Genomic DNA, 26,088 nt, shown 5'->3' with positions numbered 1-26,088 from the left:
GACACCCAATGAGTCAGAGCGAAGGTACTGGCTTGAATACAAAACCGTGGCCAATTTAACTTGACCACTACAAACGGCGGTGGCTCAGCAGGTCGCGTGACTTCTGGCTGCACCTCTGGTTGAGTGTCATCCACATCGCTGTTATCACTAGGCCGCACATCACTTGAATGCTCTTCGGGAGACTGATACGGCTGTTCGTTGATCGCTGGCGGCTGTGCTGACACAGAAGGGTCCAAGTCAATATGGGCTGACATGAACTGCTCAATTTGCTGCAAGGATATGCGGGTGTATGCACCGAGCGTCAATAGCGCAGTCTCCTGCAAAGACTGGGTTTGCTTGAAGGCTGCAGGTCCCATTTTTAGTACTTTAAGGAAAGTCTCTTTATTACCCGTCTCCACGACTGGCAATGATTTTACCCCGGAAATAATTTGCTCATACTCAACTTGTAAGTAATTGTGAGATTGTTTAACTTTGGCGATGGTCTCGTTCGAATACGGCAGCAGAGTGATGAAGTCGTTGAGCCTCAGGGTATCCAGCGGCTTGGGCTGATTGAGGTTTGGCCCGTCCACCCGATACAGCCGGTCGATAGCAGAAATCATCATGTCCCCTTCGCGAAACTGGGCGAGCTCCCGCATGTCCAAGCGATCCACTTTCTGATAGGTCGCACTGTCCTCGGTGGAATTTTGCGACATCCCATGATGGTCGAGATTGCTTCGATCTTTCTGCCAAACGTACATTTCACCGGCGATTTTTGAGTAGAGCTCAAACGTTGATGGGTCAATGATCCTTCCCGCGACTTTGATGGTAGTGTTACCCATAACTTGGTCCACTTCCTTCGCAATCTCATCAGAAAGCTTTTTCATACCGGGCAGATCTTGCGATGAATACCAAATTGAGTAATTTAGGCCACGGGCCTGGCTGGCAACCGAGCCTTCCCCAGGATTAAAGATGGCGCCTACCTCATCCATGACATTCGTGTAGTGGTAAGGGGCATTGGTCGGTCGACTATGAATATTTTTATCCGTACGCCCTTCAATTCGGTCGCCCATTGAACGGCCCATCATGGACTTGCGCGACGCAAGAATAATTCGACCCATGGATGCGATGGCCTGCGGCGAGGCCTCCAAGGCGGGAAGCAAACCAAGCATGACTCGGTCTTGTTCAACCATGGCTTTAAAGTCTATCTCACCAACTACCACACCAAAGATCCGGCCATAATCACCAGCCAGCATATTAACGACCAATATGATTTGCATAGCCGCAAATCCATATTGATCATAAACCTGCGTCGATTTGACGGTCTCACCTTTTAAGATCAACTTAAGGTTGTCAGCATTCATGCCCGGTAAGGTTTTAATAAAACCAAACAACTGAGTATTAATTTCCTTAGGTATCCTTGGATCACCCGCCAACCTACCACTCGACTCAAGCGTCAGATAGTCCAATAAGGTACCGATACTCAAGTTGATGTAATTCATGTCGCGCATGTAGATAAGCGGACGAAGCTTACCGGTAATCAGAGCATCAGCGCGCTTGGCCCAAATGTCACCGTCACCATCCATGAGACTTTTAAACGTTTCCGTAGCTGCCTGCGCACTTCCCTCAGACAGCATATTGTAGGTGTTGGTCATTCTATGCCCTTGGTACCCATCCCAAGGGTTGGTTGAACCGGAGATATAATTGATGTTGAAGAAATCATCGACGCGATTAAAGCGCCATAGCGTAGACAGGTGCATCTCTACGATATTGATATCTGCCTTCGCATCAATGTATTGCAGGCCCGAACCCATGATTAACGCGTTGACGATGGCGATTGAAGAGATAGTGAAGGTCTTACCCGAGCCGGTAGTCGCCATGAACGCCAAGTGTTGCTTTAATATGGTACTCGACATCCACGCTTGGAGCTTTGTACCACGCGCATTACCGAAGTAAACCACACCATCTGCAGGGCCAATTTTTTTCTTACCGTTCTTGTCTTTCTTAGGGAGAATATTAAATGGGTCACGTTTGATGCCACTGGACTTTGGAAAAAAGAAGGGCATCTTTGGTGTATCAAGGTGACGCCCTCGGACAAACAGCATCACGAAAAACAGCGTCAAGAGACACAACGGTGGATATATCACAAAGAAAACAATAGGAACAAAATACAGTGTCCATACTGAGTCGCTACCCAGATATGAAAACAGATTATCTATCGGGTGATTAGGCCTTTTCCTAAGGTGTTTTTTGGAAATCTCGCGTTCAATATTCTCATCAGTATCAGACATCAGTACCCCGTTTTATCTTGATACTGTACGTCGAAGATTCTCCAACTACCGTTTGTATCTACGTCTAGCAGACGATAGTCGAACTGATGGCCATAGTCCAAGCCATCATCAACAAAATCCGGCAAGTCATACCCAAACCATCCGCCAATATCTTTGGTGGTGTAACCACAAAACACCCCCCCGATCCCATCGAAGATTGAGCCGAATATGTCAAAGCCCCCCCCGGAATCGAAGATGCCGTCAAATCCACAGTCTTCTAACAAAGAGGGAAAAGAGGGCAGCGAAAACTTATCCATTTTATCTTGCCGTGCTTGCTGAGGATCTGAGCAACTACCTCCAGGTTGATACATTGCTTCTTGGTTTTGTTGTAGCTCCTGATAGGCCTGTTGCCACGCAGCGCCGAGTGCATCTGTCGCACTGGACGTAGATGGCATAGCAAGCATTACGGTTAGTGGAAGTAGTACAGCCGATTTGAGACTCATTGCTTTAGTCCTTTTCATTGTCATCCCTGAGATAGTTTTTTAACGCTTCAACGGTCGTGGCGATCCGAGATTCAGAGCAGAACACCCTTGATATCAGATTCATGCGTGCCAAAAATAAAAGCCGGTTGACGGTACATCGTCCGGCATCGCGCAACGCCTCACTGCCATCTGGCGCTTTAGCAACCTCTAGCATCTCCTTGGCACGGGCAGGGTTGAACTGGCAGGTATCGCCAAACATCTTGATACTTCGAGGGAGGTTCAGTTGCCCCTGCAACTCCAGCAGCAATTCAGCAGGCAAACGCTCAACTGGTGACTGGTTAGCGATAATGCTCGCTGCAGCAGCATCAATGCCGCTGATTTCGACATCATCAAGATCTACATCTGCTTGCTTAAGAATCGCCTCCATACTTCCAGATAACGAACCTATCGCTTCAAGTACTTCTGGATCCCCATCAACGGGCCAGTGTTCCCTTTTCATGGCAAGCGTAATAATGGCGCGCGTCGGTTCATCAAAGCGTGCCATCCACTCACCCACATCACCATCAGATATCATGTATACCCTATATATTGCACTTGCTCATATGATAGAATACACTCGAATAATTACCTTTACCACCGCGTGAACAGGGCCATGCGCAAAAATGCGTTCAAATCCGTCGTACTTGTCTTTTTGTTAAGCATCTTGGGGCCGATGCATATCAGTGCAGCCTCTGATTCACCACTAGTAAATATCGAAAACGGGGATTTCCCTCAACTCCCTAATGAAGTCACAACCACAGGAAGTCTGGCCCCAGACTGGGAAGATATGCTTGGGGGCTATAGGAGCTATACCGATGCTCAATTACCACTCGTAGCTCCTTCTACCGAGGGTTTTTGGCATCCCGAATCGCTATTTGATGGACCTCACCACACAGACCTGATGTACAGGACCCTGCGGATGCTGATTGGCTCTCCAGTCGACAAAGCGTACTCAGTGTTTGCCAATGCCCCTGGCACCGAAGTCCAGGAAGGGCCGGTTACACTGGTCACAGCAATGGCTATCATGCTAAACACACTCGGCATCATCGGTATGATTGCCATTGTGATTATCAGTTTGCTCGTGTTTATGCTACGAAGTTCAGCTGAGCTGGATTTTCTGAGCTCACAACCCAATCAGGCTGATCCCAATCTCTTTGCAGTCGCTCGATTTGCATGGTCAGTGTTGTTCTCTTTCCCTATCCCTATATTTGCAGGAGTCAACATATTTCAGATGATGACATTGACGACTGTTCTGCTCGGCCTTGGGATGGCTCGCGCAATAATACGAATAGGTATCGTACTGATCATCACCCCCGGCACCCTAATGTACGACATGCCATCGGTGTCAAATGTCGTAGATAGCCTATTGGACTCTAAGATCTGCGTTTTGCGTGAAATGGAATTCAATAACATTGATAAAATCGACGATAGCGGAGCACACTTCGTTGTTGACACGAAACACAAAACCGGCTTTGTCCCTGGGGATGTGAGCCAAACCTACATTGTTGAAACAGAACTCCAGGCTAACTTTGTCGACGACCAAACTTGCGGTTCTATGATGCTAGGAAGAATTGACAACTATAAGAACAACCCTATATCCCCTGAACCAAAAGTCGGGGTAGTAGATGGGATGCGAATACTGATCCAGCGTAGCTTGCTCAACGCAAACCAGACTGCAGTTTTCAATCTTTGGAAAAACCTCGACCCCATTGCTGATTTTCTGGTGCAAAACGACTATGAGCCAGATAAGGCTGATTACAACGCCAAGTTTGAAACCAAACTGCAAGAATATGAAGTGATCAAGCAAAACTACTACTACGAGGTTATGCATCTCATACAACAAGCCGTTATCTCCGCGACTACATCGCAGTACGTAGTGGACATCGAGATGGTTGACCAACTCTCTGCGGATGGCGGAATGACGGGGGTACGAGTTGCCAGCTTTGACACGGCATTTATTGACGACATAGCGAATGTTGGACTGTTTGGCTTAGGCAGCACCTATATGATGCTGTCCAGACGCCAACAAACCGCCAATACGATCATTTCTGACTTCTTTCATGAAGCCAGTGGGGGCAATGCTTACCGGCAAACCCACACAGCGCGTTTAGCCAGTAAATTCCTTACATGGCTAATGTCATTTACCAGCGCAGAAGCCAACGCAACTAAGGCGCTAAACTATCGCCATGAACTGTTTTTGAACACACACCACGAACGCACTAATGTCGCACGAAGTTTAGAAGAATCCGTTCGCGCGATGTCTGACAGTAGCGGATTTAGTGGCTCCGTCAAATCCCTTGTATCCATGCTCTCCAGATTCACAGCTGGCGCGATTCTCGGAGGTGTAGAGCGCATGGCGGGTACAAGTTCAAATGGGGACTATTTTCCTGACCCGATAACAGAAATGCAGACCATTGGAGTCATGATTACCAACACCGCGCTTATTATGCCTCTAGTGAAAAAAGCGCTCGATAAAGCATTCAAAAATCAACAGAGCAAAGGCGAAGAGAACGAAGGAGATAACAGCTTAGGGAACAATCACCTTTCTCGCTTCATCGGATCTATCATGGGGGCAATGATGATCCTCGGGCTAATGTACTCACAGTTAATACCCAACCTGCCCTATATCGTTTGGTCCATCGCAGTAATGAGCTACCTCCACTACGTGATTGTTGCCTATCTCGGCTCAGGCTGGTGGGGCATGGGTATCACTCAAGGTGACCGTGCCGACCTTAAAGGCAAGTCATCGCAGGGCGTGAACATCTTGGTCTCATTGTTCCTACGGCCGCCGCTAATGGCCATTTCGTTTTTTGTTGCAATGATGCTTAACCGCGCACTGGGCTTCTACGTCCAGATGACGCTAATGCCAGCGATAAGGAGTGCATATGAAGGCACATTCGATTTGTTCCAATTTTTTGGGATTCTATTTGTTAATGGAGCGGTAATTACCATCGGCATTTACAAAAACTTAGCTATCACGTGGGAGCTCCCAACTATGCTCCTGCAATTTATTGAGGTTGGTGATAAACACCATAACAACCTTGGTGCTCAAGAAGCTATCGATGCATCAAAAGGCATGATGTCAGGCTTTGCTGGAAACCTAGGTCGAGCCTCTATACCGGGAAAAATTTAACCAAGGTAAAGGAGTGTTACAATGGGGATACTAAATAAGCCGATGGAATCGGACTTGGACAACCAGGACGAACTCGAAGGTCATGATGCCCCAAGTCCAGAGTCAGACACTATCGAAAGCCAAAGTCCGTCAGATTCAGACTTACAGCAGGATACCCCTGCCGTAGATGCTTTGCAGGAAGAATCAAGCGATCAAACAACTGAACTACCTACCCCTGACGAGTCTACGGAAAGCGAGGAAGGTACCGCAGCCAACGTCGCACAAGAGGATAACGCAACAGCAGATCTAGACGCTGCACAAGGCAACGTTGAAGAAAGTGCACCACCGAGTATCGACCATGCGCAGAACGTGAAAACGCATCTAGAAACGCTGCTGAAGCCCCGTGCAGCACCAGATCATGATGACGAACCCGTTGCAAAGCCAAAATCTGGTTTTGACACATCAGAGAGCGAAGAGCTAGGTGATGAGGCGACGGCTCAAGACAACAATGAAGAAGACTTGGATGGATTATCCGACACCAGTGATACATCAGAAGCCAACGCAACGGATGCGACAGGTCTAGAAGACCAAGCCGAGACAACAAACCTTGGGGATACTACCGACTCTCCCCCTGCGGCAGCATCGACCGATAGTAATACAGAAACTGAACAACCAAACTCAACCACAAACCAATCCAGCGCTAGTGAGTCCTTCACGCCGCCAGGCGCTGACCATGCCCAGTCCAGTCGTTACCAGCACATGGCTGACAATCATCAAGAATACAACGGCGTAGGAGCTACTGAGGAACATTTTTCCAGTCGCCTGTTGTCCACCAACGTCAATCGCCGAAAAATCCAGAAATCTGAGATAGCAAAAACCTTTTCTCTAAAAGAACAGGCGATGGCCAAAGTTCACCCAAAACACTATTTTGAACACAATGAGCACAAAGACTACGTTGAGTCGTATAGCTCCTCTAGCGGACGCAGCGTATTCAACTACGATACGTTTTGTCTCTTTGATGGAGATGATTTCAAGAACGATGCACGACAAGCCGTTAAAATTGCCAAATTGCGCGGTTGGGATCCCATCTCTGTTTGGGGACATGACCGCTATATTGCAGAAGTGACCAAGCATGCGGGCCGGGCGAACCTTACCGTGCACGTCGTTAGCGGTACCGACCAATACCTAAGTAAAGACGTCATCAATTTCGAGGCGCATGAAGACTACCGTTTTCCAGATGTCAATTTTCCTGAACGAGATGAATCCAGAGCAAGCAGTTCAGCTTCATCACCCCCAGTGGTGTTAAGAGAAGAACACGAGCCAGAAGACCCAAAGGCGACGGCAAGCCGAATTATTGAAGAAGCTAAACGACACAGCATTATTATCACTAAGCCAACTGACCAAGATCGTTATTATATGAGCACCTCATCCCAAGCGGTGATGGCGAAGTTAGAAGCTAAACCAGATAAGACCCCTCTAGAGCAAAAACTGCTAAACGACCTTAGCTCATTGGGCGGATTAGAGTCGATAGTGACGCGTAAGCAAGGGGATGTTCAAACCTGCAAGTTAGACGATGGCGTGAGCATGGTGCAAAGTATGTAGTACAACCAATCCCTTTAAACGACAAATAGGCAGCATGGCTGCCTATTTTTTTTTGGCTACGCTCCGCTAGTTGCCATGGAGGATTCAGTCGATACACCCGATAGAGGTTCTATATGAACATCTATACATTGTTGATACTGAGCCTCTAACTCATGAGCCTCCCCCGTGGTTAGCGCCGGCAAATAGTTTAGAGCGGAGGCCGCAGCAAACGTCGCAACTTGCCGCATTTTACTGTCTGAGAAGTACAAGGACACCTCTTTAGCTATGTCCCCGTAATCCGCATCTTTACCCGCCAGCGCACATGACACGCGAAGTAGCTTGTCGTCCAACGCCAAGTTACATGGCTCGACCGCTAAAGGGAGCAAACCACTCCCGCCAAACCCTCGACCAAGTAGCGACAGTGTGAGCATTTTCTCTGAACTGTCCACAGCAAAGAACTGATCAATCACTAACGGTAAGCTAACATCCATGACCTTGGCAAAAGAGCGGCATACACCAAACGCTTGCTTTGCATCTTCTTCACGAACACAACGGTTCACGTACCGCCCCAGCGCAGATTCAATACGCTCCAACTGAGGCAGCGATAACGAAACCAAAGTGGATCCTATGTGCTCAATCAACTCTGGGAGCTGCCCTATTGCATCTCCGTTCTCGAGTACAAACTTTACCGAAGCCTCATTCATTGACATCGCCAGATTCAAATAACTTTCAATTGCATTCGGTTTAGCCAAGAAGTCGGCTTCGAGCTCAACCTTAAGGGAGCTCACTGGCAAGCGACCAATGTTAGATACATGCGCTTGAGTCAGCCCACCAATCGCCGGCGCAATCGCCATAAAATTCCCAGCTCGCATTGATGATACCAACGCTTCCCGCCCTGGTAATAGACGTAACTCTTTACATGCCTGAGCAATTGCGATACTTGAGGCAAAAGGCATCAACAAACCACCCCAAACCGAATGTTGGCCACTGGGATAAAGTCCAGCAAAACGTATATGGTCTAATTCATTCACTGACAAATAGCCTTGGCAATTCAGCTGAACCAAACCTTTAGCACCTCTCAAGATAGGCAGTGCTGAGGTGTCCTCAGGAGCACTCAACCCAAATATTGGGATCATCCACTTAGCATTCGGAAATCGAATGTCTCCGTCGACGACGACTCCACTTTGCTTCGCTAATTCAACTTGCTCAGGTTTACTTGTGAGCCAACGCTTATAGTCGAGTACCGAACTGCAACGCATTGCCCCCAGTATGTCCTCTGCCAGGTATGTATCTCTGCCTTGAGGGTAGGACGGTATGCTAAAAGGAGGCTCGGGAAAAAAAATGGTACTTGAGTATTGCTTGGACATGTCTTGTAAATACCGGGAACTAAGGCGCTCAATGCTGCTTTTGTTGAAATAGGGATCTGAGCCAGTGTCACTTGTGTTTACGGACTGCTTCAAACGAGATTGGAGGTCCACGCCCACAATGTCAGCTAGCGCAGTCACCGCTTCCCGAAAGTTAAGGTTACGATAGCTCATTAGAAAATCGATATGAGTCCCGCCCTCTCCGCAGCCGAAGCAGTTGTAGAGTCCTTTATCGTCATTGATATTAAAGCTCGGAGTCTTCTCCTCGTGAAATGGACAACAGGCTGTAAAGACATTGCCGTTCCCAGATTTTTTAAGTTTGTTCGGGCTGGCTTCACGGTCGATAAGTTCGGATAACGGCATCCTTCCTTTAAGCTCTTCTATAACACTATCTGGGATACGCATCTGGCACTCCATGCTCACTCACAAATGTTACTAAGATTATAAAGCAGACAGAGCCTTACGCAACGCAATGCTATGTATATTGCACAGTTTCAATAACATTAACGGATGACCAGAACTTATTATAATACCTATATGGCGACTGCACTTATTATAAGTGCAGTGCCATTCGGGGTATTATTATAATACACAGCCCCATATCACCCCATCGTGCCCCGCCACGCCCCAGCAAAACAATAGAGAGCCCATAAATCGCCCATGGCGCCCCGCCTGCCCCAATGCGCCCCGCATTACCCCAGCGCGACCCAGCGCCCCGATAACCTACGACAGAGCGAGACAGAACGGTCCCGCATAAGCACGCCCATAGCGGCCCACCCCCTTTGGGTAGCCTGGACATAACAGAGGACGAACAGCAGGTAACAGCTAGTGTCGCAGCAGTAATGATGACTGAGAGTGCGTGCAAAAATGCCAAGAAAAATTAGGCGCTACCAAAGTGTTGCGACCTAGAAGCCTAAGCAAGCGAGAGCGGGTGCGACAACGCCATCAAATTTGGGACTTTGCTTAAGGCTGCAATGCCCTAGCCTGTGACAGCCAAGCACAATCCAAGAAGGCCGCGTTCGTTAAGTTCGAAGCTGTTTTAAATACAGAAGGCCTTTTAAAGCAAAACACAGCCCTGGCAAAACGCCCGGCCTCGTTCTCTGGCGAAAATCCTATTTGGCTTTCAAACGGCCCCGCTCTAAACGGAAAAATTGGCAGCACTTCCCTTTTGGAAATAGACCACAAATCACTGCAAAGCGCCTCGCTAGATCTACAAGGCTTCCTATCTATGAGCGCGCCCGACCTGCCTCTCCAAGTCAAGCCCAACTGAGGCGACAGCGATGTGATAGCAACGGCGAATTACCCCGATTGCATTACACCCAGTTTCAGACTTAAGGCTCCAGACCGCCCGAATTCTTGGCAGCAGCCCTTCACTTGTTGCGCATAACGCAAATAGATAACAAAAGCCCGAGGCGGAGGTGCACTATTTTACGAAAAACAGGGGCGGCAATCGCCATTTTTGGTTGCTTTTTAACCACGCTGGCGTATTATAATAATATGAGAAACACAATGGACTATACAATGTACTTCGCTAAATACTTAGTAAAAGGACGTCAGTACTACCACGGCCCGTTCTTCATGAGCCCCAAAGAGCTACTGACTATCCGCGAGCAAGCGGTAGAAGCAAATGACAGCAAGGCACTTAAAAGACTTAAGTATGTTGACTTCACTGTCTTGGACAATGCCTCGGAGTTTTGCAGCTTAGAGGATGGCTTGCTAATGGAGCCCAACAGCCAATTGGATGTCCGCCAAAGCCTTTCATGCGCAGAGTACAACAACGTATACCTGTCATTCAGCGGCAGCTATGAGCAGCTTGCCGACTGGTTACATATGATCGGCTTACCGGCTAGTCGCCACAGAAACTTCATGAGCGGCGCAGGCTGCGGTAGCAACCTGGTTCGGGCTTTCAGTGATTTGCAGATTGCTCATTCGCACATGATGGAAATCAGTGCGTTCGCGCTGGCGCCATACACTATCAAAGGGATTCCGGTGGCCAAGATGACGGAGGCTGAGTTTGCGGCCTCAGCGAGCCAACTCTATTTGGTACTCGTTAACAGCTCTCATTTAGCGATGCGCTATTACTGGGGGCAACGCAGTGTCAACGAGATCTGCCAACTGTACATCTACGTGCAGACACTAGAGCATCGGCAGGTGCGCAACCTGATCGCTTCCAGTGCAAAGAGTAGTCTGGAGGCGTTGACTAAGCTTCACCTGCTATCGGAGCAAGCAAAGGTCGTCGGTAAGAAAATCAGTGCTAACCAACCGATTACCCATGCCACCATGAACAGGCTAAAGGCATTGAGCGGCACTCAGTTGGGCCTCCTCAACGGTGACGCGCGAACCACAGAGGACGCTATTCGAGAAATGGTATGGATGATGATTACCCAAGCAGACCAAGCCGATCCAACAGCACTGGTACAGCAAGGCATCAACGGAGCCTTGTCATTAGAGAAGGCGGCTAGTCTTTTGGCTGACATGCTTCCAGAGCTGGACATTGATGCATTACTTGCAGCGCAGCGCGCCTGTGAGCCTAGCGAAGCTAAGCCTCAGCAATCCAACCATGAGGCTGGCCACCAGCAATCTCATGGCGTGTTTGACCAGGCATTGCCAGCGTCATCACCCACGTTCAACGCATGTGATGAATTTGGAAGTGAATTTGGAAGCGATGGTGACGAACAGCTAAACCTTGATCAACTATAAAAACTTGGACGCCATTGCTGCACCAAAGAGATGTAAGTGATTGTTTTTAAAGACTTCGTTTTACCTTGGCTGGCGAGAGTGATAAAAAAGAGCCGGTATCACTACCGGCTCTTTTAGCTTCGTTACATCCAGCATCAATAAGGAAGGTGGGGCTACGCCCGTTACCACCAAATACACATTACAATATACATTGCTTATATGCAAACATTAACCACCCCCCCTTTGCAACCGTTTTGTGATTGCAATTTATGAGCGTCACGGTTATGATATAGCTGTATTTGCTAATAAATGGACTTGACATGATTAGACTCACGAACAAACTGCTAGCGGCCCTGTTTACTCTGCTAACTATCTCGACCGGTTATGCAAACACGGTGACAATTGGCACTTGGAACATTGAATTCCTTGACCAAGACAGCTCACGCTGGATATCCGCTCGCAGCGACAAAGACTATCAAGCTCTAGCAAACACGTTTTCAAAGACCAATATTGACATACTGGCCGTCCAAGAAGTCGCCAACGCCGCATCGCTTCAGCGCGTTGTCGGTGATGGATACACATTCGAGATGAGTGACCGTGTCTCGAAGACCGCTAACCAGGCTAAGGCTGAGAAGTGGCGACAACACACCGGGTTTGCGATCCGCAGCGACCTGAAATACACCCGCTACCCCGACCTCGACTTCGAGAGCACCGGCCTTAGGAATATGCGCAATGCCGTTGATATCGGCATCGTTCAAACCGACGGGACTGAGCTGCGCTTGTTAGCCGTGCACTTGAAGTCAGGCTGCTTTTCCAATCAATCCAACGCCCAGCGCGCCTGCGATACCCTATCGCTACAGGTGCCCTTACTGGATGCGTGGATCAAACAGCGCGAAGCAGCTGGCGATGCGTACATCCTATTGGGTGATTTCAATCGTCGACTTAAGCGCTCTGGGGATGCCATTTTTGGCCAGTTGCAGGCCGCTTCACCGGCACAACTATTGTTTCCCAGCAACCAAACCACCAGCAAGTGCTTAACCAGGGGCAACAAGCTTTACTCCGAGTACATCGACCACATTTTGGTGAGCGAAGCCGCTGCAACGCGCAAGGTACCGCAATCATTTAAACAGACGACGTTCGCACTCGCTGACATCCCGCTCAGAAAACTGAGCGACCACTGCCCTATTCACATAGAGTACCAACGCTAATGACAACACAAGCTAATCGTTCGCCCGCTTCCGCGCCACTCGGGAGCGCCCTGCGCAGACTACTTCTCACCGCGGCCGTTATCCTCGCCATCATGAGTACAGTAGTCACCAGCCTGCTGGCACTTGCATTAACAGAGGTACTGGACTGGATTGACATTGTATCGCTGTCATTAGGCGCGATTGTTATTTCGGCTCTGGCCGCCCGACGCCTCACATGGCGCGGAAAACTATTGGTAATTGTTGGGGCCGTGACAGTGACCGGCATTGAGTGGTACCTGCTACTGCGCCCCTTGCTAGATTGAGCCTTGGCGGCACAAATCCCCTTAATGCGCTATGCGCACTGTATACCCCACACTAAAAATACCCTACCCACGCCCATAGCCATCTCTCTATGGGCTATCACACCAAACATGAGGCCCAGCCATTACATGGCTTTGCCGCAGCGCTTATCCCTTTCCAACTCAATAATTTAATGGACAACGCATTAACTCGGCGACCACATCTTTCCATCCGCAGGCCCCTCCGATATATTGATAAACGCCATTAAAAAAGTATCAACACCATTGCAATGCGTCATGGTTATGATATAGTTAAGAGGAATCAAGGATATGCCATCAGGCAAAGGAGACACCATGACCCGTAAGACTACGCTACTTAGCGCCGCCGCCCTCACCTTGCTTGCAGCCAATGCTGCCGCCAGTAATCACATTGTCGATGTCGGCTTCTTCGTTGACCCGTCCGTCTACACCGAGCACGGCGTCGATACCGTCAACCAAACCTTGGAAGCGCAAGTAGCACTGGCCAACAAGGTCATGGTCGATAACGGCATCGCCCTCAGCTACCGCTTGATGTTGATTGAGGAGTCGCCGTTTGACCCTGAGACCGATATAATGTCATCACTCGCGTACAATACTGCCTACGTATGGAGTCAAGACCCAGAGCACGATATGTATCAGCGCCGTAATAAATTTGGCCTTGACCACATTAGCTATGTCGCACTCAACGCCGACCAGTACAACAATATCGGATTCGCATCCGCCAACATGGGGATCGGCCTAGCGTATACCCCCTCCGCCCCTGCACTCTGGGCGCATGAGGCGGGTCACCTTGCAGGGCTAAGCCACACTCCTTGCGATGAGAACAACTACTTAATGTGCAGATACCCCAAAATAATCACCCCAGATACCTCGATACGCCTAACTGACGAGCAAATCGCCGATTATGAGCTGGGCATCGCCAACAATAACCCCGGCCTCGACTACCATGACGTGCTCGGTCACGTCACCCCGACCATGCCAACAGTAGGGCATGTCAGTATGCAGGTGAGCGACGAGCAGGTTGAGGAGGGTCATGGCTACGTGGACTTCACTGTTACCCTGAGCGAGCTACCCGATGACGCGCCGCTGAACGAGTCGGTATCGGTGGGCATTTACGCCAAGGGCAGCAATACCGAGTGGGACGTGGATTTTGATGGCGACTTTTATCAGCGCATCACCTTTGCCGCCGGAGAAACCAGCAAACTGGTCACGCTGAACGTGAACATGGACGCAGGCCAACTGGACAAAGCCCTCACGGTGGGTCTGGAGTACCCTGAGAAGCTGACTGCGAGCAACGCCCCTGTTTACACCCTGACCGTAAAAGGCACCGGACAGGACAACGGCGGCGATGAAAACGGCGGCGATGAAAACGGCGGCGATGGCGGCTCTGGCGGTAGCGCAGGCGGCTTGATGGTCATGATGCTTGCTATCGTCGGCCTACTGCGCCGCCGCTACCACTAACAACCCACTCCACCTGCCTTTGCAAAGCCAAGCGTTCGCGCTTGGCTTTGTTGTCTTTACGCCCTTATTGCCTAGCTGCTGGCTCTGGGCTTTGAACACACCTCACTTACCGAGCCAGATCTTAACACCGCGCCTTGCCGCAGAACCCAGAGGCCAAGGCCAAGGCCTAAGCATTGACACCACGCACCAGTGGCGGCTCAAATGCCACCCAGCACAATACAAGCATGATCACCGCATAGCGCTACCGCCCTTTTACCCATGCAGCCTATCTATATCATAACCACGAACAAAAAACTTGACTCCCAGTGCGAGCCGCACTACTGTTAACTCACAAGAGTGCGAACCGCACCAGCAGTGCTAACAACAAAGGAGACAGCAATGAATCAATCTCGACGTTTTACATACCGCTCCGATATCCAGCTGTATTTTGCCCAAGTATTTATGCTCGCCGCTACCCACTGCGCGACTCACTGGCTAATACAACACGTTGCACCTGCAACCTACGAGACGCTATGGCTAGTCGACCTAATCGACCTACTCATTATTGGACTGCTATCTCTAGACTTTGCCGCACCCGCACGCCCCTTCGGCTGCATAGACCGATTTTCACGCGGCTTGGTTTTTCTCGCACTAGCACTGTATGCCATTGCGGTCTTGATGGGCAATCACGGCCTGTCAACGTGGTGGCTAACCGCCATTCAAATCACCAGCATGGTCGTACTTAGACTCTCAACTAAGACGCGGGCAGCGCTATCTCACCACCCAAAAGCTAACGCCACACTGAACACTTAACCCAACACCACTCTACAAGGAGAGCCCCATGGCCAAAATGACTCGCAAAGACGCAAACAGCTTAGTAGCCATCGGCTTTTGCATCCCCCGCTTCTATAAACCGGCTGTCTGGGCAAAAGCCAAGCGACTGATGGATAACGTCGTATGCCCAGCGGGACTTGCCACTGCCCACGACTTTGGCCGCGGCAAAGGCAAATACACAAGCCCACTGGACATAACTGACGTGCAGAAGCAGACGCTTACCATCTTAGAGCAGCAAGGACGACTGGCCGACTAATCGGCTAGCGCAAGCTATCACACCATCAAAAGGACGCGACGATGAACAACAAAACCCAGCAGCATCTTTGCCAAAGCGCACGCGCTATCCGATTAGACAGCAACACCGCACTGGCGGATTTACCGCCGGAGCAAAAAGAAGCGCTGCGAGTGTACGCCGCCACATGCTGTTACTTCCCGTTTGCCAAGGCCCTATATCGGGAGCTTGACCATGCTGGCCACGCCTGCTCTTAACACCACAGGTTCGCTCCGCTCAGGCCGCTCACGCGGCCTTTGTGCTTTTGAGCCTTTGTTTTTGGCGCTTTCCGCCCTTCTCGATCTAGCCGCTGAACGCTCTACCCACCGTTAGCCTGGTACGGTCAACGTATATCATTTCAAAGACACATTTTTGTTGACACACGGTGCGAGTGGCACTAGGATGAAGCTAGCAGTGCGGGTCGCACCAACGCTAAAAGGAGCCAGCGATGACAGCAACAGCCACTACCCCACGCCCAGTTTTGTACATGGTGCACGAATACCAATTCTATGCCTACGAATCCCAAGATTACGTATTCGTCTATTCATCGTTCGATAAAGAGGATGCGATCAAACATGCCAACCGCTACCTCAAGCACCGGGAAACGGTGGTTATCAACAGCCATTGGGATGACTGGAGCATCATCGTCACTGAAGTCCGCGTAGGCCACGTTGGCGCTGAGCCGCGGGAAATCTGGAACTCAGCCACCGACTGCAACTATATCAGCGGGCGCCAAGCGCTTGTGCACTTATCGCAGGTCACTTCGCAGATCAGTGACCTATGGCGCGAGGACCTGCCTCTGGGCGATAAACCACGCCACCAGCAAACACTTCACTGGCTGGCGCATCACTCATCTCCCAAGCGCTACGCCTCGACCTGCACCGGCGATGTACTGGTAGATTCGCAGTTCTTGCAAGAAGCCATGGAAGATCGCAAGGGCCAACTGGCCAACGAGCTCGAAGAGCACCTCTTTCGCAAATACGAATTGGCGGCCGCCTAAGCGGTCCTCGAGAACAGGACAAGGAGATATCATGAACAAGACCCCCTCGCCACTGCTGGTGGCCCGCCTAGACATGCAAAACGGCGTGAAAAGAAACTTTGAAACCTACTGCATTGAGCTCAGTGTTAGCTTCAGCTTCATTGAAGCCGGCTATCCACACGACACCCCAGAGTTTATCGTTGCATCAATGATGCCTCGAGCCAAAAGCCGACAAGGCGTTACCGACATGAGCGTCCGCGCATCACTGCATAAAGACGATTACAGCAAACAAGGCGCCGCAGGACTAGCCGGCTACAAACCCATCCTGACACCCAAGTTTCGAACCATTGACGCGGAACGCGCCGAACGCTTTGTAAAGTTAGCCAGAAGCATTTCCCGCTCAATGGACAAGCATCAACAAAAAGGCTGGGAACCAACCACGTACGCTGGCTACCTACAGCAACTGTTTCGCGTGCTACGCGTGGACGTTATCTGGTTTGAAGCACTTAGCCAGACCAAGGGGCGAAGCCAATGGCAGAGCTATTCTGTCACCGACCTTCCAGCTCTCGTTGACCAGGCTGTTGAACACATGGCCCAGTCTCGGCATTGGACCGAACTGGCCGGGGTGGCGTAAGCCCTGGCAACGGCGACCTTCAAAAAGGATGACCAATGAGCACAGAGCCGATAGTCAAATTAGTGATATACTCGGCTCACCGTCATCAAAAGTCAGGATTGAAAAACATGACAGACAACGTTAGCACAGAGCAGCAAATTGCGATCATCAACCAAGCTATCGAGACCTGGGGTTCGACGTATGCTGTCGCTGACAAGCTTAACCAAGCCACCGGCGCCAATGTGGCGCGTACGACGATCGGCCGCTCAGCAAAAGGCAATGCCCAAGGCAACACCATCGCACTGGTCGCCTTTGCGCTGAAACAACTACTACCACAAGCCCCTGCAGCGCAGAGCGAACAGAACAACTAGCCTGACAACCAGCTCCTTAAGCTGAACGCAAAAAAGCGCGCCACCGGTAAGACTACCCAGTGGCGCGCTTTTTATACTGCGGTACTAGCAAGACTTACAGGTTTAGCCGTAAATTGGACCACACTTCGTCGCGCAGCACCGCCGGCACCCCAGCCGAATCAGCCATCTCTCGCCAGTTGGACACCACGTCGATGACCTGATCGATAATCGCGTTGGCGTCTGCGGTGCTCATTGGTCCAATCTGACTGGCCACTGAAACAAGATCGGCACGGGTAAAATGATCCCGTTTCCCCGCGAGCGACATCTGATGCTGGCTTACCCAGTCTGAATCAGCTCGGTACGAATAGGCCAAATCGTACGCCGGTGCCAACACCCACTCAAAGTTATCATCGACCATGAGCGCGAAGTTTTTCGTGTGATCGTCTTGGTTACGTGCAACGACGTTAAAGACCATCCGGCGGTAGATCTGTTCTTGTTCTGGATAACTTAAGCCGAGCTGGCGACACAGGCCCAACAATTCCTCGTAGGAGTAGGCACCGGGTTTCTTGTAGTCCGCATGAGCCAGCGCACACAACGACAACAAGTGATACTTCTGACCTCCAACCCGATCAAAGCGCCGTGTAATAAAGTGGGCACGGCCGCTACCCGGCTCTTTGAGCAGATCACATTTAGCCATCTTGATACGGCACTTGTCAGCGAGCTGGCTGTATACAAACTCCATCGCGCCATAGCCTTGCGGATCACCATACGTTTGCTGATCGGCGCGCTTCTCTACCACCCCATCGAACTTCAACAAATAGTGTTCAAAGCCCTCTGGCGCAGGCACTTGGCCAGAGCGGATCTGGGAATAGTCGTCATTAATGGCAACCACGGCCTTCGGTCTGGCTCCACCAGCGCTGGTTCCAACCTGTAACAACTGCGTCAGGGCATCACTATCGTGTAAATCCAATTCGACACCATTGCGCTTATCGAGGACCTTTTGCGCCATCTCAACCAAGTCCGAGAGCAATAGCGACTCATCGCCCGGCTCCGAAACCTTAGTAGCAGGCCTGTACTCCAACGCACCCATGCCGCGCGTGCCGGTGTACAAAAGGCGATCTAGCGGCATAAACTGCGCCTTATCCAAGCCCTGACGTGCGAGCCACGCATCAATCAGCGCATTACCGAAATCGTCGGGCAACGAGTCTGCCAGCGCGGCCGGCAAACCTTTATAGGTATCCCAGCTCAAATGAGGAAACTGGTAAAGCGCCGGGGTCAATGGTAGATGAATCGGATCCAGTGCGAACCCACCGGATAACCAATCACGGTCATATTCAAATGTGGCTATACGAGAATCCGCATCGGTATAAGCTAGCGTCCCCACCAAAATGCCATCAAAGTAGACTTCACAAGCTTGAGTAATCATTTAACCACCAATTTTCTGCGCTGCGCCAAGGCACTTGCCACCGACGGGACCGATGCCGCGAGCCTTGCCGTAGTCACGCCTCCCTCGATTGGCGACTGAACCTGGGATGGCACCGTACGGCGAACACGCCGAGACCGTGCCTTACCCAACACCTCAGTTGGCCGCACTTGCTGCTGAGGCACCAGCGCTTCAAGGCCGTCCAGCAACCGAAGCTCCCTCAGCACAGCCACCAGCACCAATGTATTACAAGTGCCTGTATTTAATCGCCGATAGGCAGGTCGCGTTGTACCCGCCCGCTCCACCAGCTCCGCTTGCGTCAAACCCAGCGCCTTACGCCGCAATTCCAGTCGGGTAAAGAGCGCTTCGCACACGGCAACATCACTTAAAGACTGCGTAATCTTCATCTCGCCTCCACGTAAATTAAGTATCGCTTACGTTTCATTATAGGCCAATTTACAGGAAAAAGAACGTTTACGTTACTTAATCATTGACACGCGGTGCGATTCGCACCATTATAAGTACATGCAGTGCGAATCGCACCAGTCAAGGCAACTAACTCAAGGAACGAACATGAACGTTAGCATTCAAACCACCATCGTAGCTTCACTTCGCAACCATGGCCGTCATCTTGATGACAGTGACATGGCGCTTCAATTAACCAACGATTTGGCCGCTGCAGGTTATCACGTAGTGCCAGCAGAGCAGCCCACCACCAAGTACATCGTCGCCAAGGTAGCCTGCACTGACCGCTGGTTTACCGAGCGCGCGCACTCCGTAGCCCTGCTGCTTACCCCTGAACTGCGCCAGCGCATCCAAAACACGGCCAAGCAACTAAGCGACAACAGCCAAACGTCAATAGCGTTCGATCACTTTGAAGCCCTTTGGAGCGAGGCAAAACTGAGTGAGCTGCCAAAACCCACAGACACTCGACAGCAAGAGGCGGCGTTCAACAGCTACGTGAACGCGATGGACAAGCAGTTTAGCTACACCGAACTACCCAGCATTGAGGTGCGCCAGTCATCGTTTCGCATCACCGGCGTACCCAAGCATTGCGACAAGAACGCATTGCTGCATAGCCAGTGGTTCAGCCTCGACATACTGGATAACGATGCACTGCTGGTGGAGCACTAAATGAGAACGGCTGGGAAACCAGCCCTTTCTCAAGAGACAAGGACTTATAGCAATGACCATGACACAAGAATTAGTCGGACTAGCGCTAGATTTTGCGATAGCCCAATGCGAGCAGCTACCCATCCGGTTAGATCCGATGGGGTTTCGCAATGATGCACCCGAGGTTATACAGGCCGGTTACTGGATTTGGGGAGACGGTTACCCCGCTCGAATGCAACTTATCGGGCATGACTACACCCCATCCTCACACCGGGAGCAAGGCGGCGAGATTGTCGAACGTGAGAACATTAGCAACTACGCGCCCGGATCAGAGCACGGCGAACCCGACTGCTGGACAGCGACCTCTCAAGATGGCGTCATCCGAATGACGGGCGAGACAATGCTTATTGCCTCAATGCGCGTCTATGTCTTTAGTAAGCTAGGCGCCAACCCTGAGCTCCCTGCGTCAGTGCGCTAATCGACCCCGGAAATAACACAAGCCCCAAAAGTGACTTATGGGGCTTTCGCCGAGTAATTCTACTCAGCATCCAAGCGTCAATTACACCCAGCTTGAATTTGTTAAAGCGCACTCTCGATGCCGTGTCGTTCACTGAGCTGGTGGAACGCCACCAGCCAGCACTAGCCGCTAACACGCCGTCCGACAACGAGGGCAACCGTGATCGGCTGATTACTTCTAACTCACCACTGTATTTACCCTGCGTATGAAACACATACATGCCACAGCCAGCGTTAAACAACACGCATGGAATATAAACGTTACATCACACTTGATAAAAAGTGCGAACCGCACCAAACTAACAAATAGATGCGGTGCGGCGCGCACCACTAAGGCCAACGTAAATTAAGGAACAAACCATGAGCTTAGAAAATGTCAAAGACATGCCCGCCACTGAACTTACTAACATCTCCGAGTTGCAATTTCCCCTAACCAACCACCAAGCCAATGATCTTGCGTGCGCACTAGGTGAAATCGAAAGGCATCTTGCCGAAGACACTGATCTCCTTGAAGCTATCAAAGCTCAGGGTTTTAATCTGCAAAAAGAGATAGATGGATATGAAAGTGTCATTGAAAAGCTGTACCAACTAAGATGTTTGTTTACTAGGCACCCATTTTTTAAGTAAAAAAGCCACCCGCTGAGAAGGTGGCTTTGACAGGCCCCTAGAAGGGGCTCACCTATATTACTGCATTTCCAGTGACATCTGACGCTCTTGCTCTTCTTTCTCAAGTAAGGAAACTTCGCAAACAACCTAATCGCGATTCTTCCTTTCACGAAGCCTACATACTCTGAAACACTCAGGCTCTGGGACACCCTGACAATCAAACGGACTCGCTTAATGCCATCGTTTTGTTGACAGAATGCCGTTAAAGAAATACCGATCACCTCTCCCTAGCTTGTATATACAAAAACCACGGCACATGTATATACTAGGTTAGAGACGCAACAAATATATAACCAAAGCGCTAGCAAACATAGGAGATTTGGATGTTATGACAGCATCAGGGAAAATAGAGGGCACCGCAGAAGCATGGGAAGATGGCCGCTTGGGGCAGGACGAACAATTTGCCACGATTGCGAAGGTCACGCTTGATGATTTAAACATCGAGGCATCCCTGACGCTAAAACCCATATCCATTCGGCTAGAAGAAGAATTAATCGAACACTTAAAGCTCATTGCGGACATACACGGGCAGAGCTACCAACCCTTGATTAGACAGGTTTTACATCGCTTTGCGAAGTCTGAAATCAAACGCCTGCTTAAAGAAATGGTGAGAGAACAGGGGGAGTAGCCTCTCGCGCTGATCATCTACCGCCCAAACCTACACCGAAAGTTGAGCCGCTAACCACACAGCCCCCACCTCCGCGAATGCGCAAGTCGCTATGGTGCAGCCTAATAAATAACTAAACGACACCTGACCCCGCATGAAGCGCATAAACAACCACAAGAACACCACCGATGCCACCAGCCACATACCCAATCGACAGCTCTTGTAGATACGATGGCCGCGCTGATCTGCTTGTGCCCTAGCTGATGCAGAATAACCAGGCAATGACCCCGCCTCAACGCCCGAGGCGCTCTCCATCTCAATCACACTCTCTAGAGGCTCAAACCGCTCAACAATCTGGTACCCTGCCCAGTTCGCATAATCAGACGATTCCAGCCTCGGCTTGGCGCAATAACTCAACTCCGCTAACGACGCTCGAATGACTGAGCTTGGAGAGCCCGGTTCACAGAGCGTAAACCCAGCTTTGCGCCAGAACACCATTCGCGCCAAACCCGCCGCTTCAGGGTCAGAGGTACTGTCATCCCCCACCGTGCTAAGCTGGCCTTTAACGAGCCACCCATCGAGCGAACCCGCCCAAGCAAGCACCTGCTCCTGCATTACCTTGATCCCAACCCCGAGCGCCAGACTACCAAGCCCCTGCCGATTAAACGGCTTTCCATACTTAGGGCCAATGAGATCAATGAGTTGGCATACGCCACCAGATCCACCCATCGGATCTGCCGCCATGCTAAATAGCAACTCCACGCTCTGCCGTCCCTGAGCTCCCATAATCTCTAAGTGCACCTTGTAGTCACCACGTAGTTGCACCACCCCTTGATACGTTGGCATCTCAACAATGACTCGGGACTGACCAACGACCAAGGAGCGGTACTCTTTATCTGACATAAAAAACATAACAGACCTCTTCCTTAACGATTACAGGCGGTAAAACCGACTGACAAAATAATGCGGAGGTAGCACCAAGGACGCATACTTAACGAGAGCCACGCCAACGAGCGCACCGAAGCCAGACACCTTCTGCAAAACGCCATCAAAACTGGGGGTTAAGCTGTTTATGCCCTGCACGAGGCGCACCGTATTCTCCAACTCAACAGGCTGCGCAGGCACCAAGGCCATCACCACCACCGCCACCAGCACAGCCAATGACCACGGCACTAACTCAAGTAACAGCAAAACGCGCTGCTGACCCATGCGATAACGCCCGGCATTTTTTTGCCGTAACGCGACCCAATAACACAGCCCAAAAACAATGGCCCATGACACAAACGCCTTTAACGGTTGTTCAACGTAAAGTTCCATACTACTCCCTAGCGTGCACTCAGGTTGACTGAAGAAACGTGAGCCCGGCGGCTTACATCCCCATATTGAATTCCATGTCGTCTTGATCCTCAGCGGCATCACTGAGCAACGGCCTCGCCTCATCGGCAATGAGGTTTTGAACGTAAGGCCAATAATCCGGGTTATCCAAGGTCCGCGATTTCACTACGGTAGGAACAAACCGCGTCATCTCGCTGATAAAATCGTCGCGCTCCTCTCCACCTTGCGCAGTGAGCTTATCCACCTGAACCGATAACGCTTCGACAAAATCAGCGCGCGCCTTACCTCGCGCCTCCAGCTTGTTGCTCAGCAGCGAATCGTTTAGGGACACACCCTGCTGTTTTAGCCAGGCGATGTCCCAAACATCACGTGGTTTGATCCGCCGAGCACGGTAAGCCAGCGCGATAAACTTATCCACGTAGGTCTCACTGAGGCTTTGCACCGGTACCAGCAGCCCGGTCGTTGGCAGGTTCACCCGGTAGTGATTAATGAGCGGACGCCGCTGAATATCAAACGAAGGGATCGCACAGATATCAATGTGCATTTTTTGCCGCGGCAAGTCGGGGCGACCAGCCTCTTTCTCAATGCTGATCTTCCAAGAAGAGGTGTCACCTTGCTTATCGGGGTTGGGTTTGTATACCGATACCCGAGTATCGTATTTATTCTCAATATAGGCCTGAATGTCGTTCTCCAAGCCATCGAGATCAGCAGGCTTAAAGTTATGGCCACCATTGAAATCGAGATCTTCTGATAGCCGAGAACTGTTATAGCAAAGACGCAAAGAGGTCCCACCAATAAATGTCAGGCCCTGAAGCGCCCCCTGCTTCATCATGACATGCATAATATCGTGATGAAGCAGCTCCTTTTCGACCACGGGCATCACTGCTCCGCCGAGCTCTGGGTTTTGCAATGTAATCGTCGCCAAGTACTGCTTTAACATAACAACCTCTCCTTAGTCGTTGGCCACCAGCATATGTCGATTCCGTTGACAGCTAATCAGATCGGCTCGCGCCAATGCCTCAGTTGCCCGGAACATCATCACGCTCTCATCGAAGTAGAGGCGATGCTCTAGTGAGCCCAAGGGCTTCTTGGTATGAGTAAACTCAATGCAGCCATAGTGGGTGTCGAAGGTCCCTTTACGCCCCTTGGTCATCACCGTTAGACGATCCATTGGAATTTGAGAAATCGCTCCGATGTGACTTAATTCGCTCTCAAGACTAATGTAATTCAACACGCCAGGCCGGAGCTTATTTACGATCATATAAAGAGCCAGTGTCGGGCTGGCCGGGGTGACCTCACTCTCATATAGGCCCTTGGCGACTCGCCGCAACACCCCCCGCTTAACACAGTCAGCGAGGAACTTTGTGAATGCAGGTGACGGACGCTCATCCAGCAGGAACGCCAGCTCGAACGCAGCATAAATCCCACCCCCTGCCGTGACAGAGCGTGCGATAGCGGATACAAGGCGTTCTGATCGCGTCATTGGTATACACTTTTTTACTCAACATGTATCAAATCGTACACCTAAAAGCTCACGCCTGCAAGCCGCTTATTCCCGCCCAATCCGCTTTGAAAATATATTTTTTATATTTAACAACATCTTACACCCCTCCCCCAACAAACCAGTTAAGGATAATGCGCAATGAATTACTTTACCGCTATAACATCACGCCGCGAGTTCTTCAAAGCTCTTGAATTGAGCGCTGGCATGGAAAGAGAGTTTCTCTACGACTGCGGCTCCACTGCGACAACCGTTAATGACTATTCCACCAGCAAATTCAAACCCGCTAACTTACCCCTTTCGGAACGCATATCTCGCATCGCTGGCGTATACACCAATGAGCCTATTTCTCTGTATTTCGAGCTGCCAGATGCCGATCCGCAAGCCCCATTTTTCAGCCAGCATTACTACCACTGGCTAACCAATAATAAAGGGACACTGGCCACCGGCCACCGAATTAAAGACCATAAGAATTATCTAGCTTCACTAGGGTTTGTTGACGGCAAAGACAAACTACACCCCGAACAAGTCTCCGTGCTCCGCCATATTCATAGCTTTTTCTGGGACTGCAAACGCGCAAACAAGGACACCACGACGCCCACGCCTGTTGCAGTGGAACCCACCAGCAAAACACCCACTCAAGACACGATGATTCAAGAGCTCGCAATGATGATCCCTGACGGGGAACGCCTGCGCCTGCCAGCGACAAAATTGCACCATTACCCACAAATTAAATCATTGCTAGAAAAAGCGGGTGGCAAATACGGCAAAAACGCATTCACCTTTACCGGGAAAGATGCCGCCGACATTAAATCCGCTCTTCTCAGAGGCGAGGAGCTAAACGACAAAAAAGCCTTTCAGTTCTTTGCAACCCCGGCAATGCTAGTCCAAAAAGCAATCAACAAGCTCCAACTTAGCGCCGAGGAAAGCTGGCTAGAGCCCTCAGCAGGCCAAGGAGCACTCGCAAACGCAGCGCGCGCAATATCGCTAAACGGCACAGTGGTGGAACTAATGGCCGACAATGCCAAATCACTTCGCGAGCAGCACTACACCCCCATTGAAGCCGACTTCATGGCATTAGGCGGCGAAGAGCTAGGAACATTCGACAAAATCATCGCGAACCCACCATTTACCCGTGGACAAGACTGCGATCACATCAAGAAGATGTTCCAAGTCCACCTAAAACCCGGTGGCCGCCTGGTGGCATTTGCAAGCCAATCATGGATGACAGGGACCACGCGTAAGTACCTCGCGTTTCGCCAGTGGCTGAAAGACCAAGGGGCCTGCGTGGAAGAAATCGAGGCTGGCGCATTCAAAACGTCAGGGACGAATGTTCAAACCGTCCTGATTACAATTGATAAAGCCGATCCCGCCGACCTACCCCTTGCCATGTAAATGCCTGCGCGCATCGC

The 26,088-nt window shown here is 50.6% G+C and carries 26 protein-coding genes and 1 pseudogene; 17 read left to right on the top strand and 10 right to left on the bottom strand.

Annotation, left to right across the window (positions count from 1 at the left end):
* From G462_RS0115970 to G462_RS0115960, 3 genes are all read right to left on the bottom strand, one after another.
* The coding region (locus G462_RS0115970) for a TraM recognition domain-containing protein (RefSeq protein WP_026959887.1) at positions 1-2,267 on the bottom strand (2,267 nt) is incomplete at its 3' end.
* Positions 2,267-2,749, bottom strand: a complete 483-nt coding sequence (locus G462_RS0115965) for a hypothetical protein (protein ID WP_026959886.1) — start codon at positions 2,747-2,749, stop codon at positions 2,267-2,269. The genes G462_RS0115965 and G462_RS0115970, both read right to left, overlap by 1 nt.
* Positions 2,750-2,753: 4 nt before the next feature.
* Positions 2,754-3,272, bottom strand: a complete 519-nt coding sequence (locus G462_RS0115960) for a type IVB secretion system protein IcmW (protein ID WP_157378651.1) — start codon at positions 3,270-3,272, stop codon at positions 2,754-2,756.
* Between the two features lie 108 nt (positions 3,273-3,380).
* Here G462_RS0115960 and G462_RS0115955 point away from each other — a divergent pair, with 108 nt between their 5' ends.
* Positions 3,381-5,900 carry a DotA/TraY family protein gene (locus G462_RS0115955; RefSeq protein ID WP_026959884.1) on the top strand — a complete coding sequence of 840 codons (2,520 nt, stop codon included), beginning with the start codon at positions 3,381-3,383 and terminating at the stop codon, positions 5,898-5,900.
* Between the two features lie 21 nt (positions 5,901-5,921).
* On the top strand, positions 5,922-7,481 hold the full coding sequence (locus G462_RS0115950; protein WP_026959883.1) for a RodZ family helix-turn-helix domain-containing protein: 1,560 nt from the start codon (positions 5,922-5,924) through the stop codon (positions 7,479-7,481).
* Positions 7,482-7,537: 56 nt separating this feature from the next.
* On the opposite strand, the gene G462_RS0115945 is transcribed toward G462_RS0115950, so the two are convergent.
* On the bottom strand, positions 7,538-9,229 hold the full coding sequence (locus G462_RS0115945) for a CHC2 zinc finger domain-containing protein (protein ID WP_026959882.1): 1,692 nt from the start codon (positions 9,227-9,229) through the stop codon (positions 7,538-7,540).
* Between the two features lie 1,104 nt (positions 9,230-10,333).
* On the opposite strand from G462_RS0115945, the gene G462_RS0115940 reads away from it, so the two are divergent.
* The 10 genes from G462_RS0115940 to G462_RS0115895 all read left to right on the top strand — a co-directional run bounded on the left by G462_RS0115940 (position 10,334) and on the right by G462_RS0115895 (position 17,536).
* Positions 10,334-11,524 (top strand): hypothetical protein, encoded by a 1,191-nt coding sequence (locus G462_RS0115940; protein WP_157378650.1) that lies wholly within the window; start codon positions 10,334-10,336, stop codon positions 11,522-11,524.
* A 299-nt stretch (positions 11,525-11,823) separates the two neighbouring features.
* On the top strand, positions 11,824-12,711 hold the full coding sequence (locus tag G462_RS24030) for an endonuclease/exonuclease/phosphatase family protein (protein ID WP_051326795.1): 888 nt from the start codon (positions 11,824-11,826) through the stop codon (positions 12,709-12,711).
* Between the two features lie 92 nt (positions 12,712-12,803).
* A complete protein-coding gene (locus G462_RS0115930) occupies positions 12,804-13,013 on the top strand; it encodes a hypothetical protein (protein WP_157378649.1) in 210 nt (69 codons plus the stop codon).
* 330 nt (positions 13,014-13,343) lie between these two features.
* Positions 13,344-14,489, top strand: a complete 1,146-nt coding sequence (locus tag G462_RS24805; protein WP_026959879.1) for a hypothetical protein — start codon at positions 13,344-13,346, stop codon at positions 14,487-14,489.
* Positions 14,490-14,867: 378 nt separating this feature from the next.
* Positions 14,868-15,281, top strand: coding sequence for a hypothetical protein (locus tag G462_RS0115920; protein WP_026959878.1), 414 nt, complete (start codon positions 14,868-14,870; stop codon positions 15,279-15,281).
* A gap of 28 nt (positions 15,282-15,309) precedes the next feature.
* Positions 15,310-15,558 (top strand): hypothetical protein, encoded by a 249-nt coding sequence (locus G462_RS0115915; RefSeq protein WP_026959877.1) that lies wholly within the window; start codon positions 15,310-15,312, stop codon positions 15,556-15,558.
* A gap of 41 nt (positions 15,559-15,599) precedes the next feature.
* Positions 15,600-15,791, top strand: coding sequence for a hypothetical protein (locus G462_RS0115910; RefSeq protein WP_026959876.1), 192 nt, complete (start codon positions 15,600-15,602; stop codon positions 15,789-15,791).
* Between the two features lie 230 nt (positions 15,792-16,021).
* Positions 16,022-16,573: a hypothetical protein gene (locus G462_RS0115905; RefSeq protein ID WP_026959875.1), complete on the top strand. Its 552-nt coding sequence runs from the start codon at positions 16,022-16,024 to the stop codon at positions 16,571-16,573.
* Positions 16,574-16,604: 31 nt separating this feature from the next.
* Entirely contained in the window at positions 16,605-17,186 is a 582-nt protein-coding gene (locus tag G462_RS0115900) for a hypothetical protein (RefSeq protein WP_026959874.1), read from the top strand.
* A gap of 107 nt (positions 17,187-17,293) precedes the next feature.
* A complete protein-coding gene (locus G462_RS0115895) occupies positions 17,294-17,536 on the top strand; it encodes a hypothetical protein (protein ID WP_026959873.1) in 243 nt (80 codons plus the stop codon).
* Positions 17,537-17,630: 94 nt separating this feature from the next.
* Here the strand turns inward: G462_RS0115895 and G462_RS0115890 are convergent, their stop codons facing one another.
* Positions 17,631-18,941: a type II toxin-antitoxin system HipA family toxin gene (locus tag G462_RS0115890; protein ID WP_026959872.1), complete on the bottom strand. Its 1,311-nt coding sequence runs from the start codon at positions 18,939-18,941 to the stop codon at positions 17,631-17,633.
* 570 nt (positions 18,942-19,511) lie between these two features.
* Here G462_RS0115890 and G462_RS0115880 point away from each other — a divergent pair.
* The 3 genes from G462_RS0115880 to G462_RS0115870 all read left to right on the top strand — a co-directional run bounded on the left by G462_RS0115880 (position 19,512) and on the right by G462_RS0115870 (position 21,194).
* The gene (locus tag G462_RS0115880; protein WP_026959870.1) at positions 19,512-20,072 is read left to right on the top strand and encodes a hypothetical protein; all 561 of its coding nucleotides are present in this window, start codon (positions 19,512-19,514) and stop codon (positions 20,070-20,072) included.
* Between the two features lie 52 nt (positions 20,073-20,124).
* Positions 20,125-20,529 (top strand): phage protein NinX family protein, encoded by a 405-nt coding sequence (locus tag G462_RS24025; protein ID WP_051326794.1) that lies wholly within the window; start codon positions 20,125-20,127, stop codon positions 20,527-20,529.
* Positions 20,530-20,927: 398 nt separating this feature from the next.
* Positions 20,928-21,194, top strand: coding sequence for a hypothetical protein (locus G462_RS0115870; RefSeq protein ID WP_026959869.1), 267 nt, complete (start codon positions 20,928-20,930; stop codon positions 21,192-21,194).
* Positions 21,195-21,286: 92 nt separating this feature from the next.
* Here the strand turns inward: G462_RS0115870 and G462_RS24340 are convergent.
* Positions 21,287-21,400, bottom strand: a pseudogene (locus tag G462_RS24340) (IS200/IS605 family transposase); the annotation flags it as partial.
* Positions 21,401-21,561: 161 nt separating this feature from the next.
* Between G462_RS24340 and G462_RS0115865 the strand changes: the two are divergent.
* Entirely contained in the window at positions 21,562-21,861 is a 300-nt protein-coding gene (locus tag G462_RS0115865) for a hypothetical protein (RefSeq protein ID WP_026959868.1), read from the top strand.
* A gap of 30 nt (positions 21,862-21,891) precedes the next feature.
* Here G462_RS0115865 and G462_RS0115860 read toward each other — a convergent pair whose 3' ends face one another.
* The 4 genes from G462_RS0115860 to abiEi are packed head-to-tail and all read right to left on the bottom strand — an operon-like array spanning position 21,892 to position 24,658.
* Positions 21,892-22,752, bottom strand: coding sequence for a hypothetical protein (locus tag G462_RS0115860; protein ID WP_026959867.1), 861 nt, complete (start codon positions 22,750-22,752; stop codon positions 21,892-21,894).
* 21 nt (positions 22,753-22,773) lie between these two features.
* The gene (locus G462_RS0115855; RefSeq protein ID WP_026959866.1) at positions 22,774-23,157 is read right to left on the bottom strand and encodes a hypothetical protein; all 384 of its coding nucleotides are present in this window, start codon (positions 23,155-23,157) and stop codon (positions 22,774-22,776) included.
* A 52-nt stretch (positions 23,158-23,209) separates the two neighbouring features.
* Complete coding sequence (locus G462_RS0115850) at positions 23,210-24,115, bottom strand: nucleotidyl transferase AbiEii/AbiGii toxin family protein (protein ID WP_026959865.1); 906 nt, start codon at positions 24,113-24,115, stop codon at positions 23,210-23,212.
* Positions 24,116-24,127: 12 nt separating this feature from the next.
* Positions 24,128-24,658 carry a type IV toxin-antitoxin system AbiEi family antitoxin gene (abiEi, locus tag G462_RS25135; protein WP_026959864.1) on the bottom strand — a complete coding sequence of 177 codons (531 nt, stop codon included), beginning with the start codon at positions 24,656-24,658 and terminating at the stop codon, positions 24,128-24,130.
* A 159-nt stretch (positions 24,659-24,817) separates the two neighbouring features.
* On the opposite strand from abiEi, the gene G462_RS0115840 reads away from it, so the two are divergent.
* On the top strand, positions 24,818-26,071 hold the full coding sequence (locus G462_RS0115840; protein WP_026959863.1) for a DNA methyltransferase family protein: 1,254 nt from the start codon (positions 24,818-24,820) through the stop codon (positions 26,069-26,071).
* The last annotated feature ends 17 nt before the right edge of the window (positions 26,072-26,088 follow it).

This window comes from Aliagarivorans taiwanensis DSM 22990 (assembly GCF_000429505.1).
GTDB classification, from domain to species: Bacteria; Pseudomonadota; Gammaproteobacteria; order Enterobacterales; family Celerinatantimonadaceae; genus Aliagarivorans; species Aliagarivorans taiwanensis.
Note: the sequence above shows the minus strand (reverse complement) of the source record. Positions and strands in the feature narration are given on the sequence as shown.